Here is a 13,154-nt window from a genome sequence, read left to right on the forward strand (position 1 = left end):
CGAGGCTCCATGAAGCCACTGGCTTTATACTTGCAATCCTTGTACTTGGATGGTATTTGTTTTTTCTCCTCCAAATATATCGTTAGACGGTTCTCATATAAAACATGCTTTATAGGCTTCTTATCGAATCCAACAATATCAAAATACTCTAATATTCCTTCTGGTAATATTAAACTTAACAAGGATAACTCAGTGCCTTTATTCATCAATGTAATTTAAAGCACAAAGAAAATTATTTTTCTCTTTAGACCCAACTTTTGAGATTGATCCGAGGTTTCTACAGGGAATGAAAAAAATGGTTCGCGTCAGCGAAGTGTGGTTTTCTATTTGCAAAAGTGGGCATTACTGGTCCACGAGCACTGCGAGCTAACCTAGGTGGGACCACCAATAGAAGTGTCTGGTTTATTTATTAAGTTGGATTTTTTAACCCAATATTGATGGAGGTTTTTGGAATATTGAATATGCTCCAATAGAAATCAACTTGATTAGTTATTTGATTGTTGTAGGTATCCTAATATTAGGCATCTGAACCGTTGGATACTAATTAACAAAATTAAATATTCTGATAATTTTGTCCGAAATATAAAAATGAAATATCTTTACCGTGAATCCAAAAGAAAAGAATGTTCTCAAAAGCCTGTGAATACGGAATAAAAGCTGCTATATATATTGCCCTGCAGTCTTTGTTGAATAGAAGGGTGAGCCTGAAGGAAATTGCGGAAGAAATTGATTCGCCTTTGGCATTTACGGCAAAAATCCTACACCAACTGGCCAAGAATAATATTTTGGATTCAACCAAGGGACCTTCCGGAGGATTTCAGATATCAAGGGAACGAATCGAGGTTATAAATTTAAGCGATGTGGTCTATGCCATTGATGGGGATTCTGTATATGTTGGCTGCGGACTTGGGCTGAATAAATGTAATGCCAATAGACCCTGTCCTGTACATAATAAGTTTGCTGTAATCCGGGAAGAACTTAAACAAATGTTGAAAGGAACAAATCTTTTATCATTGGCAACAAGTTTTGAATCTGGAGTAACATATTTAAAAAGGTAAAATTTTAACAATATTTAAGATAAAATGGTCTTAATATCTGAATTAGTAAAAAATTGGAAATATTACCCCAATTTCCTAATGCCCGTCATACCAGATTTTGTCATGGTGCAAGCCCCTTTAAACTCCGATAATTGGGCAACGAGTCCGGGAATTATTGGGACATTGGTTTTAATCTTCATTGTACTGTTCGTTGCATGCATTATATTCTTGGTAAAGTTAAATGGATATATCGACAGTCTTAAGGCGAGGCAGATAGAAAAGAAAAAATTGGCCTTTAACGAAGAATTGATGGCGTTGGAAGAAAGTGATATAGACCATATTCTGGACAAACGGAAAAAGGCGTTAAAGTATAAGTTATCAGGAACCGAATTGGGCGGTCAGGAAAGGGTAATGGACGAAAAGGGTTTGGTCAATCGGGTTACCCATGAACCTGAAAATCCAATGTTCGATGAAAAGAAAAAGACACCTTTGAGCATCGAGACACCCGAACCACTTAAAAGTATTATTATATATTATTTGGGTGCAGCCGTCTGTTGGCTTGTATTCGGTACTTTGGTCGGCCAATACATAGGTATGAAATTCATTTGGCCCGAAATGGACAATTTATCCTGGCTTTCCTTCGGTCGGTTACGTCCAGTACATACCAATGCCGTATTTTGGGGCTGGGCCTCGTTGGCGATGATCGGTCTCGGCTACTTTGTGATCGCACGCACCACAAACACCATAATCTATAGTTATACGCTTGCATGGCGTGCTTGGATATTGATCAACTTAACGGTGTTATTGGGGACTATTTCATTAATGTCAGGAATAAACAACGGGGGAGGGGAATACCGGGAATATATCTGGCCTGTGATGATACTTTTTGCTATAGGGCTGGTCATAACCTTCTGGAATTTTTATAGAACAGTTGCCAGTCGCAAAATATCCGATATTTATGTTTCCAACTGGTATATCCTGGCGGCATTAATTTGGACAACCGTTCTGGCGATTATTGGTTATCTGCCTTTTTTTCAGAATGGACTTGGGGAAACGGTAATTCAGGGCTATTATATGCATCAAGGAGTAGGAATGTGGTTTATGACCTTTACCTTAGGTTTGGTCTATTACTATCTACCGTCCGCTCTCAACAAACCTATATATTCCTATTCATTGGGCGTATTGGCGTTTTGGACGCAAATGCTGTTCTATACGATGATAGGTACCCACCATTTTGTATTCAGTCCATTGCCTTGGTGGCTGCAGACCACCGCCATTGTATTTAGCGCAGGTATGTTTATTCCTGTTGTTGCGGGCACAACAAATTTTTTAATGACCATGAAAGGGAGTTGGAGCCATATCTCCAAAAGTTATGTACTGCCCTTCTTTTTGGTGGGGGTCATCTTCTATTTCGTAGGTTCTACCCAGGGCAGTTTTCAGGCCTTCCGGTTCACGAACTATGTATGGCATTTTACCGATTTTAATGTGGCACACTCGCATATGACCATGTATGGCATAATCACCTTTATACTTTGGGCATGTTTTTATACTATTCTGCCTAAGCTTACTGGAAAGGAGCCTCCCCAGGTATTGGTGGGGGCCCATTTTTGGCTGGCCTTTATCGGCCTCTTCGCCTATATGATTTCATTGATGGTTGGAGGCACCTATAAGGGCTTGGGTTGGATTGATGGTAATGCCTTTCTCGAATCTGTTATATTGATGAAGCCATATTGGGTTTGGCGCGCCATAGGAGGTTCGCTAATGTTCATCTCCCATCTGGTTTTTGCTTATAACTTTTATTATATGGTCCGGAAAAGGAAAGCTATAATCACTCTGGATGTACCCATATTGGAACGTGTGATCAATTAAAACAAGACAATATGTTCGATTTTCATAAAAACCACAAAACCCTTGTTCTTGCCACCTTTATAGGCTTTGTAATGCTGAGTTTTATCGTTGCCGTATTTCCCGCCTCCCAAATGCAGAACGTAAAGCCTTTGCCCAATCAGCCTTTTTTAACCGAGAATGAAAGGGAGGGTCTGCACATCTATATAAGTGAAGGTTGCGTTGCATGTCATACTCAACAGGTACGGAATATAGAGATGGATAATGTTTGGGGAAATCGTCCTTCCATTCCTTCCGATTATTATTACAGTAAAGAACGTATGGATTTTTGGCGACAATCACCCTCCCTTTTGGGGAGTGAACGTACAGGACCGGACCTTACGAATATCGGCGCAAGACAGTCGAGCAAAGATTGGCACTTGCTCCATCTTTACAATCCACGTACGGTTGTTGGGGAATCTGTAATGCCTTCGTATCCTTGGTTATTCGAGATTGTTGACAGTAATTTGGTAAAAGATGAGGATGTTGTGGTTAATCTACCGGAAGAGTTTGCCACACCATCAAAAACCACAGTAATCGCCAAGAAGGAGGTATTGCAATTGGTGGTCTACCTACAATCTTTAAAGCAAATGGAGTTGCCGGATGGAGAGGGAGGCAAATTTATCCCCCGATCGCGACAAATACATTCAGAGGGATTGGATGGGGATTTAAAAAGTGCAGCTCTCAACGGTGAAAACCTTTACAAACAAACTTGTGCCGTCTGCCACCAAGACAATGGTAAAGGAGTCGTTGGCGCCTTTCCCCCTCTGGCCGGCAGTGCCATTGTAACTAACGAAGACCCCGAAATGATGATCAAGATAATATTGCAAGGTTATGATGCCCGGACCGAATTTGCATCGATGCAGCCTTTTGCCGATCAACTTTCTGATGCCGAAATAGCGGCCATCGCTACACACGAGCGTAGTAGTTGGGGTAATAATGCACCAGAAGTAAAAGAGGAAGATGTGAAAAAAATTCGAGAATTCATTGCTAACGATCTAAATCCTTAAGAAATGAAAAGAAACATTTATTTGTACAGTCTATTTTATGTCTTTGGTCAAAAGATTATGATGGCCTGCGATCTATGCAAAAAGAACCAGCCAAAAGGCTTCGAGAATATCACACATGGTGAAGGACCTTCCGGTAATATTGATTATTTTATCACATGGTCTGCCATTATATTAGTGGCAATTACCTTATTTTTTAGCGTTAAATATTTGGTGCGCCCAAAAGAAAATCGTCCTGATCATATCAAGAACATTGTATGGGACAATAATTATAAAGAGCATGGAGGACAATAGAATTATAAAAGTGTATTTGGATGATGAGCCTAGACCCTTCGCCGAGTTTGCACCTCCTGTCAAATTTGTTTTGGACACAACCAAAATTCCTGACGGTCAGCACATATTAAAAATTGTGGCCAGGTCATCCAGTAATGTCGAGGGAATACGCACTATTCAATTCGAAGTGCGAAATGGACCAGAAATCTCAGTTGTCGGACTTAAGGAAAACGAAGTTGTTGATACGCTGGTTCCCATTACCATTAATGCCTATGGAAGTGAAACCAAGGATTCTTTTGTAATTAGGGGTTCTGAGACCCCAAAAGCGATTCCAGCGTGGGTCTGGGCATTGATAATTGCTTTCGTGGGCTTTGCGCTGTTCTATGTGATTATGTATTGGAATCCTGAACTCTATAAATCCTTTTTCTGATGCAAAGGGAATTACAAAATTTTGACGATATAATACTTTTGGTGGATGAATTCTATACCAAAATACGAAACGATGAATTATTGGCACCTATTTTCAATAAAGTGATCCACGACCGTTGGCCCTTCCATCTAAACAAAATGTACACCTTTTGGCAAACGGTATTACTCGAGGAGCACACGTATTACGGCAATCCGTTTATGCCCCATGTCGATCTTCCTGTTGAAAAACAACATTTTGTACGTTGGATCGAGTTGTTTTACCAGACCTTGGATGAACATTTTGAAGGAGGTAAGGTTGATGAGGCAAAATGGCGGGCAGCGAAGATGGCCGAAATGTTCCAGCATAAAATTGAACATTATAGAAGTACCAATACAAGACCTTTGATATGACCACAACTTTAAAATATCCGTTGGCATTGGCATCCGTTTTCCTATGGATCGGTTTCGTAAGTGCCATTAGTTTTATGGAGGCTTGGTTAAAATTTCGTGCCCCGGGCGTGACCATTGCTTTAGGCCTTGAAATTGGTCGTTTGGTCTTTGGTGCACTCAATAAGGTGGAGTGGATTTTATCTCTTTCCGTTTTAGCCAATTTGGTATATGTCGGAAAGTCGATGTATTCATTTAAGAACATATTTTATTTTGTCCCTTTCTTAATACTGGTTTTGCAGACTTTTTGGCTTCTGCCCGATTTGGATTTCCGAGCCGAACTTCATATTCAGGGAAACGTACCTGCAAACTCTAATCTTCATTGGTATTATGTGGGTATGGAAATTGTAAAGGTAATATGTCTTTTTATTTTTGGCATTAAACTTATTAAACTTGAATAACCTGTAATAGTAAAAGGGTGATGGGCTAATAGTAAACGAAATTTTTGTGACGATCAATTACAAGGGAAAAGAAACGTTTATTGCTGACGGGGGTGGGCATTACTCCTTTTATTTCCATCGTAAGGGATATAAGGGCCAAGGACAAAATTGGTAACAATCGGATGCTATTTGCCAATAATACCAAAGTAGAAAATATACTCAAAAGGGGCTTATAGAAATAATGTCCAATATTTTATCGGATGAAAGAACGGAAGAATATACCTACGGCTTGATCAGCAAAGATTTTATGAGGAAAAACTGTGCTGCTTTAGAAGGATATTTTTCATGTCTGTGGATATCCTCTGAGGATGGAATCCTTAGAAAAACAATTGTCCAAATTGAAAATTCATAAAAATTGATAGTATAGTGTAAATTTTAAGTTTAAATATTATGGTAAGATCGAGTACCAATTAAACTCAATTATTGGTACCCGACGTATAGATTACTCACCAGCAATTCAGCAAAATTTAGGATTTTCCTAGGTGTTGGATTTTTTAAATTATAATTAATGGAAAACAAACAACATATTTTGTATAAACCCATTGGCCAAATAGTAGCAGATGACTACCGTACTTCAGAAATCTTCAAAAATTATAACATTGATTTTTATTTTGAGGGGAACAGGAATATAAAGAAGGTTGCATACGACCATAAACTGGATCCAAAACTACTCTTGAATAAAATAGATACTATACAAAGGATTGAACGATTGGAATACATTTATTTTCAATCGTGGCCTCTTGATCTTTTAGTTGATTATATTGAGAAGAAGCACCATCGATTTATAAAGAATAAGGAATCTAATATTAAAATTCTTTTGAAAAAACTCTGCAAAACAAATGGAGAAAGTAATCCTATATTATACACCTTGGCGGAGGAGTTTAATGAATCCATTAATGGACTTTCAAGTTATATGAAAAATGAAGAGTTATTTCTTTTTCCAACTGTTCGTGAAATGATACGTGCAGAAAATGCTAAGGTAAAATTAACCAAAAGTATCTTCGGCAGTCTTGAGAATCCAGTAAAAAAAATGATAGAGGGACATAAGATTGAAAGTCTTCGTTATAGACGTCTTGAACAGTTAACAAATAATTTTGAAATACCGGAAAAGGCCAATGACTCTTATGGTGATTCTTTTAAAGCACTCCAAGAATTTGTCTGGGATCTAAAGACACATATTCATCTAGAAAATAACATTCTATTTCTTAAGATAAAAAGATTGGAAAAACAATTAAAGCATCAAGCTTAAATGCTTTGTTCAAAAAAGGTAGATATCCAGAGAGGTGGGTAGTTAGAATCTTAATAAGCAAATAATTCCTTGAGATTAAACATTTATTCGCCCTGATTCTTCCCGTTTTATTCTGTCTGGTTTAAAGGGAGGAGGGTATTCTAATAAAATTATACGCTCTAAGTAGGTGATAGTTTCTGTAACCTATTCGATAAACCCACTAAATTCAAAGTGAGTCAATTGTAATTGTTACGATTGATTTTCCAGGAATGGAAATCATATCATTTTCTATCAGGTCTACGAATTCTAAATTTTTACCATTGGAAGTAACATAGCTTTTGATTTGTATTATTTTTTCACCTTGATGCTCTAATTGAATATTCTTTTTATCTGAACCTGAGTTCACCAATACAACTATAGCTTCATTAGTGTGAGGGTTCTTATAACCTGAGAATAAAAAATTGGAATTTAAGGATCCAATATCTTTTGAATTTGCTTGTGATGTTAATTTTATACGTTTGTAGCCTGGTTTGATAAATCTACTATAATTGCCTAATGCCCAAAGCATTTTACTCTCATGGTAGTTTCCATCATGTTTATTTTTGTCTACATATATCAAACCATCTTTATAATCATAAGGTGAAATAGCCAACCACCAGTGCCAAGCCGTAGCATTTGCAATGGCCAAATCGGAATGAATCACTTTCGCAATATATAAGGCAGGATTGATACCAAGGTCACGCCCCTGACCTTTAATTTCTACGTTGTCTTCTAAAATTGTGTATTCAGACATCCAAAAGCGTAGGCCATTAGTGCTTTTTATTTTTTCTGCTAGTTTGGTTCGTTTCTCTATAAGCGTTGAAAAAGGATAGGTTGTAAAATAACTATGTCCTGAAATAGTATGACTCACATTGGTTAGATCACCAATATAATTTGATGAGCCTGTTGAGAAGAATTCGTTTATTTGATTACCGCGGTCTCCTTTATTACCTTTTTCATATAGAAAGTTAAGTTGCCCTGCTTCGGCAATATCAATTTTAGTCGTTATGTTCTTTTCAATCAATTTTGTGTTTAACGACCTAACAATGGCTGCAATTTCATCGTTAAAGAAAGGAGAGCCTTCTTGACCATCAGCCCAATCCCATTGAGGCTCATTTACAGGACTAACATAATCTACGGTTAAGCCTAGATTTTGTAATCCTTCAATGACATTAGCTAAGTAGTCACCAAAGGTCTCATAATTATTTTCAGTAAGATTAGAAATTGCACCATCAGCATTTGCCCTTCCATTTTTAGTGAAGTTTATATGGGGGCTATTGGGAAAAACTAAAAGTTTATCCACACCTTTCGTTTTTGCAGCTTGTGCAAACCATAGCTGTCCACGTTGTTTGGACCAATCATAGGTTCCGTTTTTTTGCAGAAAAGACTCGGTTCTTCTCCATTCATCATTAATATTGCTGGAAGCTCCTTGAGATGCACTTCCAGCTCCAATATTAAAACGCCATAAGGATAGCCCAATACCCAACGGATTTCCTTGAACGTCAACTTCATTGCTGAACAATAAATTGGCAATAGCTTCTTTTTTTTCATTAGGCCAATTACCTATATATTGACAGGACCATGCATCTGAAGCTCCAAAATGTTCTAAAGTCTGAAATTCTGTTTTAGCGTCTATATCAATAGTTGTTAATTGTACATGATTTTTTATAATCTGATTATTACTATTTTTATCGTATGACTCATTTTCTTCACAAGAAGATGGGAGAATAAGCACCAAACCCAATAATAATTTGAAGATATTCATTTTTTTTACTTTTAGAATGATACCTAATCGTTGGTGTAAAATTGAATAACAAATCCACCTCTAGGCGCGAGTGTAGTAGACCAATTTGAATCTAAAGGATAAGCGTTCGAAGCAAACTTCATTAAAGGGTCATCCCCTTCGGAAATCACTCTGAAATGGGAATAGATACTGCGATATTTTTCAAGGTTCAAAGTAACTGGTATATCTTGTGTAGTTCCATTAATTCCAACAATGTAAGAAAGGGAATCTTTTTCTCTTGCTAAAACAATTATTTTACCTGGTTCACATGTAATGCATTCTGTGTTATCCCAAGTAGCAGGCATTTCCTTCAATAAATTTTTAACATCTATAGGAAATGAATCAAACATTTCACGAGAATCTGCAAAATGGATAATACCAGAGGTGTACATCATTGCTGTAGCCAATTCATGCGCAGCAGAATTAAGACGAGGAAATTTTCGAATAGTCAGCGCGATTGGAGTGTAATCTGTTGGGCCTGCTACACTTCTCGTAAAAGGCAGCACGGTATTTTGTTGAGCTGCCAATGCAGGGTATCTTTCTTCAAAAAAATAATGCTCGGTTCCTACCACCGCCTCAGAGGTAATGAAATTTGGCCAAGTTCTATGCCACCCTCTCGGGATTGTAGTACCGTGAAGATTAACCATTAAATGTTCATTAGCAGCATCTTCAAACAACGAATGTAAGTTAGCCATTACTTCCTGTCTATCCGAACACCAGAAGTCGAGTTTAACACCGCTGACCCCCATATCGGCAAGTTCCTTAAACTTTTTCTTTCTTTCAATAGGGTCGAAGTAATTTGCCGAATATCCCCAAACCAAAGGTTTAATCCCTTTAGATAGGGCATAATCTAAAGTGCCACCATCTAAATTGGCTTGTTCCCATCCTGCATCAAATAATGTATAATCCCAGTTTAAAGAAGCAGCAAGATCCGTAAACTCATTATATATTTCTGGTGTTCTATCACGGGGGTGAGACCACCAGGACCAAGAAGCCTTTCCAGCAGCAATCCATGAAGTATCTTCAATTTTTGATTCAGGAGCTAAATCTGTAATTAGTGTTGATAGCATGATATCTCCAGCGTTATCACCCATTATTATAACTCTCCAAGGCATCGTCCAAGGTAGTGAAAATGTTGGCTCAACATTCGTATTCTTATCAATGGGTAGCGTTACTAATTCGTCTTTTTTTGCAAATGCAATAGTGTAAATACCATCTTTTGAATCTGGTTTCAAATGGCAGCCACTATAAGAGCCATCTGTTCCGGATTCCGCTATAAGAATCCAATTTGCTTTGTTGTTGACATTAAAGAGTGCTGGCATACACCAACCAACTGAAGGATTTCTTGGATTTGAAATGGTATCACCAGGACTTACATTAAAATAGAAATCTTCATAACCAGGGGTGACTTTTCCCGCTTTGTTGTATGGTTCTAACCAACCTTTTGCATTATTCTCTATTTTAAACCCAGTAATTTCTTCTTTAATAACTCGTAATTTGTCTCGATTTTCTGGAAATCTATAGCGAAAGGCAACGCCTTCTGCACCGGCAATCAAATCAATAATAATTAATGCTCCCGAGGCATTTTTAAATGTGGCACTTTTGGTGGTGAATACCTGATCTATTTGCTTGCTATTTCCAACTTTTAATTGATATTTCTCTCTTTGTTCTTCAATAGGGGAAGTTTCTACCAGTTCTAAACCTTGGGTGAAATCTTGGTCATCACTTAGTAAACCTAAGGGAGAATTTTCTATCATCACGTCACCTCTTCTTCTAACTTGGTAATGAAGTTCACCACTTTCATGTAACGATAAGGTTATTTTATTTAACCCATCTTTTGAAGTTAAGGTTAAATCTGAATTTTGTGTCTCACAATTGACAAATAAAATCAAGATTAATGAATAAACAAAATTGCTTCCAATACTTAAAATACAATGCTTCATTTTATTTGAAAATTAAGGTTTGACACGTGTTTGGTTTAATTAGTTTGATTCTATGGATAAATAATTAATTATAAGAAGGTGCTCCATTCTTCTATAACTAGTTTAGTATTTGTTGATAATGGGCATTTATTTGGATGGTTTTATAGCGGCGATTGTAAGTTCTTTATCTGGAAGATTTTCGGACTTTACCTTTATTTTAATATTCCCTTTATCCCCTGTACTTTGTATATAACCCCTTAGTTTTCCTAAATAGGTTTTTTTGTAATCTAGTTTATAGTTCTCCGTGTCTGATAAATTACCGCTTTCTAGGCCTATTAATTTAGCGGGACCTTTTACTTTTACGTATATTATTTGGTCATTATCCATTATTTCAATTCCATTTCTATCCGTTAAAGTAATATCTAGAAATATAACCTCCTTACCATATCCTGTTAGTGTTTTTTTATCCGTGACTACAATCCAATCCGAGAGCGAACCTGGGGTTAGAAGTTGGTGCTCTGCCACGATATCTTCCCCATTATATCCTTTAATTATAAGTTTACCGGGTTCATAGGGCACCTTCCAGGTTATTGATTTGTTCTCCTCATAAGATCCATTCTGTTTTCCGAGCGATTTTCCGTTTAAGAACAACTCCACTTTATCTGTATTGGTATAGCAAACGACCGATTTCAATTCACCCTTTTCCCCTATCCATGAAGATGACAATGGGTTATATGATTTTCCGGATTTTTTAATCGATTTTGTTCCGATATATACCATTGGCTCATCATTCCATAGACTTTTTCTGAAATAAAAGCTTGGCTTGGGTTTACCGGCCAAATCTATAATACCTGCACCACTGCTTCTTGCGGGCCAGGCACGCGCTTCTCCTAAAAAGTCGAAGGCAGTCCAAATAAATTGGGATGCTATATAATCATTGTTTTTCACAGCCAACCATGCTTCAAGGGAATCACCATTTTCACTTCCATATATCACCCTGTTTGGATAGTTCTTATGGTCTTCTTCATAACGGCGTTCTTGATAATTATATCCCACTATATCCAATGTAGAAGGATAATCTGAATGATTTGACATGGTAACACCTGCCAATGCAGCTGTGATGGGCCTAGTAGGGTCATATTCTTTGGCAGTTTTGACCAAATCTTTTGCTATTTCACCAAGTCGGCCCACTGGAGGGTTATCCTTTTGATAGCCTTTTCCATAAATTTGGGGGTTATTACCTTCATCTAAAATTGGGTGGGTATAAGGATCGTTCGGATAGTCTATTTCATTGCCAATACTCCACATGATTATTGAGGGACGATTTCTGTTTCTCAATATCATATCGGCAATATCTTTTTTGCCCCATTTTTCAAAAGAAATATGGTATCCATCTTTACCTGGCTTGCCTACATTCCATCCTTCTATCCATTTGTTTTTTCCTAGCTCCCATTCGTCAAAAGCTTCATCTTGTACTAGAAACCCCATTTCATCACACAATTCATATATATAATCTTGGTGAGGATAATGGCTCATTCTAATAGCATTACTTCCTAATTCTTTTAGGGTTTTTAATCGTTCTGCCCAAACCTCTTTTGGTACCGCTGCACCCAAAGTTCCTGCATCATGATGAATACAAACACCTTTGAGGAGCATATTTTTTCCATTCAAAAAAAATCCATGGTCTGGGTCGAATTTAAAATTTCTTATACCAACTTTTTCTTCCCATCGATCTATGGTTTTGCCATTTGTTTGAAGTTTAACGGTAAGAATATAAAGATTTGGAGATTTAGGTGACCAGAGCTTAGGGTTCTTGATTTCGAGATTTAATAAAGCTAGGTTCTTTTCATTTGGATTATTATGAATAGTTTTCTGCGATTGTGCCACAGTTGTACCCTCTAAATCTGCTACAGTTGCTATTAAAACTACTTCATTCGCATTTTTTTCATGGTTTTCAACTGTTACTTCTACTTCAGCATATGCTGATTTTTTGGTTATTTTTGGCGTCTTAAAGAATACCCCCCATTTAGAGATATGGTTGCTGGATTGTGTAATCATATATACATTTCTATAGATACCGGATCCAGTATAATATCTAGAATCTGCGTAATCACTATGATCTACTTTAACGTAAATTTGGTTTCCCTTAGCTCGTAGATAAGGAGTAAGGTCATATTGTATGGGTATAAATCCGTTAGGGCGCTTGCCTAAGTACTTTCCGTTAATCCAAACTTCACTATTTTTATATATTCCGTCAAAATAGATGGCATATTTTTTTTTGGGATTGTAGTGATTTATGGAAAATGATTTTTTGTACCAGCCAACACCCCCTGGTAAATACCCTGTTCCACTGGCCCATTTTTTATCAAAAGGCCCTTCTACACTCCAATCATGTGGTAGATCTAAATCTCTCCATTTCGTTGGGCCGACCTCTTTAGCTTCTTCCAAACCCGAATCTCCTAATTTGAACTGCCAGTCACTATTGAAAAGCACTTTTCCTTCTTCTTGGGCATAGAGGCCAATGTCCTGACAGCAAAGTACTATGATGAGGATTATACCTTGGAAGAAGTGTTTTTGGTTTTTCATTATAATTTGATATTAATTGTGTTTGGATTATATTTAGGACCATAAAAATGGTCTAAAATTAATTTTAAGAGGGTGTCTTGGTTTTGACCGAAACCGCCCA

The 13,154-nt window shown here is 37.3% G+C and carries 13 protein-coding genes and 1 pseudogene; 10 read left to right on the forward strand and 4 right to left on the reverse strand.

Annotation, left to right across the window (positions count from 1 at the left end; genetic code table 11):
* Positions 1-206: pseudogene (locus C7972_RS24040) on the reverse strand (hypothetical protein); the annotation flags it as partial.
* Between the two features lie 417 nt (positions 207-623).
* Between C7972_RS24040 and C7972_RS00010 the strand changes: the two are divergent.
* The 10 genes from C7972_RS00010 (at position 624) to C7972_RS00050 (ending at position 6,745) form a co-directional block, all read left to right on the forward strand.
* Positions 624-1,058: an Rrf2 family transcriptional regulator gene (locus tag C7972_RS00010; protein ID WP_110354171.1), complete on the forward strand. Its 435-nt coding sequence runs from the start codon at positions 624-626 to the stop codon at positions 1,056-1,058.
* 102 nt (positions 1,059-1,160) lie between these two features.
* Positions 1,161-2,906: a cbb3-type cytochrome c oxidase subunit I gene (locus C7972_RS00015; protein WP_258364759.1), complete on the forward strand. Its 1,746-nt coding sequence runs from the start codon at positions 1,161-1,163 to the stop codon at positions 2,904-2,906.
* An 11-nt stretch (positions 2,907-2,917) separates the two neighbouring features.
* A complete protein-coding gene (locus C7972_RS00020; protein ID WP_110354172.1) occupies positions 2,918-3,931 on the forward strand; it encodes a cbb3-type cytochrome c oxidase subunit II in 1,014 nt (337 codons plus the stop codon).
* A 3-nt stretch (positions 3,932-3,934) separates the two neighbouring features.
* A complete protein-coding gene (locus C7972_RS00025; protein ID WP_110354173.1) occupies positions 3,935-4,222 on the forward strand; it encodes a hypothetical protein in 288 nt (95 codons plus the stop codon).
* Positions 4,209-4,631, forward strand: coding sequence for a cytochrome C (locus tag C7972_RS00030; protein WP_110354174.1), 423 nt, complete (start codon positions 4,209-4,211; stop codon positions 4,629-4,631). The genes C7972_RS00025 and C7972_RS00030 overlap by 14 nt, the downstream gene beginning before the upstream one ends.
* Positions 4,631-5,020 carry a group III truncated hemoglobin gene (locus C7972_RS00035; protein WP_110354175.1) on the forward strand — a complete coding sequence of 130 codons (390 nt, stop codon included), beginning with the start codon at positions 4,631-4,633 and terminating at the stop codon, positions 5,018-5,020. Before C7972_RS00030 ends, C7972_RS00035 begins: the two co-directional genes overlap by 1 nt.
* Positions 5,017-5,457 (forward strand): hypothetical protein, encoded by a 441-nt coding sequence (locus C7972_RS00040; RefSeq protein WP_110354176.1) that lies wholly within the window; start codon positions 5,017-5,019, stop codon positions 5,455-5,457. Before C7972_RS00035 ends, C7972_RS00040 begins: the two co-directional genes overlap by 4 nt.
* A gap of 92 nt (positions 5,458-5,549) precedes the next feature.
* Positions 5,550-5,672, forward strand: a complete 123-nt coding sequence (locus C7972_RS24365) for a hypothetical protein (protein WP_220020836.1) — start codon at positions 5,550-5,552, stop codon at positions 5,670-5,672.
* Positions 5,673-5,677: 5 nt separating this feature from the next.
* Positions 5,678-5,848: a hypothetical protein gene (locus tag C7972_RS23710; protein WP_181422780.1), complete on the forward strand. Its 171-nt coding sequence runs from the start codon at positions 5,678-5,680 to the stop codon at positions 5,846-5,848.
* Between the two features lie 156 nt (positions 5,849-6,004).
* Positions 6,005-6,745, forward strand: coding sequence for a DUF542 domain-containing protein (locus C7972_RS00050; RefSeq protein WP_110354178.1), 741 nt, complete (start codon positions 6,005-6,007; stop codon positions 6,743-6,745).
* A 205-nt stretch (positions 6,746-6,950) separates the two neighbouring features.
* On the opposite strand, the gene C7972_RS00055 is transcribed toward C7972_RS00050, so the two are convergent.
* The 3 genes from C7972_RS00055 to C7972_RS00065 all read right to left on the reverse strand — a co-directional run bounded on the left by C7972_RS00055 (position 6,951) and on the right by C7972_RS00065 (position 13,054).
* Entirely contained in the window at positions 6,951-8,528 is a 1,578-nt protein-coding gene (locus C7972_RS00055; protein WP_110354179.1) for a glycoside hydrolase, read from the reverse strand.
* A 23-nt stretch (positions 8,529-8,551) separates the two neighbouring features.
* On the reverse strand, positions 8,552-10,489 hold the full coding sequence (locus C7972_RS00060; RefSeq protein WP_110354180.1) for a glycoside hydrolase family 97 protein: 1,938 nt from the start codon (positions 10,487-10,489) through the stop codon (positions 8,552-8,554).
* Positions 10,490-10,615: 126 nt separating this feature from the next.
* Entirely contained in the window at positions 10,616-13,054 is a 2,439-nt protein-coding gene (locus C7972_RS00065; protein ID WP_110354181.1) for a glycoside hydrolase family 2 TIM barrel-domain containing protein, read from the reverse strand.
* Positions 13,055-13,154 lie beyond the last annotated feature (100 nt).

Source organism: Arenibacter sp. ARW7G5Y1 (assembly GCF_003201775.1).
GTDB lineage: Bacteria > Bacteroidota > Bacteroidia > Flavobacteriales > Flavobacteriaceae > Arenibacter.

Excerpts from the sequence above, each read along its gene's own strand:
- C7972_RS00030 (WP_110354174.1), top strand. The coding sequence starts at position 4,209 with ATGGAGGACAATAGAATTATAAAAGTGTATTTGGATGATGAGCCTAGA.
- C7972_RS00060 (WP_110354180.1), bottom strand. The coding sequence starts at position 10,489 with ATGAAGCATTGTATTTTAAGTATTGGAAGCAATTTTGTTTATTCATTA.
- C7972_RS00035 (WP_110354175.1), top strand. The coding sequence starts at position 4,631 with ATGCAAAGGGAATTACAAAATTTTGACGATATAATACTTTTGGTGGAT.
- C7972_RS00020 (WP_110354172.1), top strand. The coding sequence starts at position 2,918 with ATGTTCGATTTTCATAAAAACCACAAAACCCTTGTTCTTGCCACCTTT.
- C7972_RS00015 (WP_258364759.1), top strand. The coding sequence starts at position 1,161 with ATGGTGCAAGCCCCTTTAAACTCCGATAATTGGGCAACGAGTCCGGGA.
- C7972_RS00040 (WP_110354176.1), top strand. The coding sequence starts at position 5,017 with ATGACCACAACTTTAAAATATCCGTTGGCATTGGCATCCGTTTTCCTA.
- C7972_RS23710 (WP_181422780.1), top strand. The coding sequence starts at position 5,678 with ATGTCCAATATTTTATCGGATGAAAGAACGGAAGAATATACCTACGGC.
- C7972_RS00065 (WP_110354181.1), bottom strand. The coding sequence starts at position 13,054 with ATGAAAAACCAAAAACACTTCTTCCAAGGTATAATCCTCATCATAGTA.
- C7972_RS00010 (WP_110354171.1), top strand. The coding sequence starts at position 624 with ATGTTCTCAAAAGCCTGTGAATACGGAATAAAAGCTGCTATATATATT.
- C7972_RS00050 (WP_110354178.1), top strand. The coding sequence starts at position 6,005 with ATGGAAAACAAACAACATATTTTGTATAAACCCATTGGCCAAATAGTA.
- C7972_RS00025 (WP_110354173.1), top strand. The coding sequence starts at position 3,935 with ATGAAAAGAAACATTTATTTGTACAGTCTATTTTATGTCTTTGGTCAA.
- C7972_RS00055 (WP_110354179.1), bottom strand. The coding sequence starts at position 8,528 with ATGAATATCTTCAAATTATTATTGGGTTTGGTGCTTATTCTCCCATCT.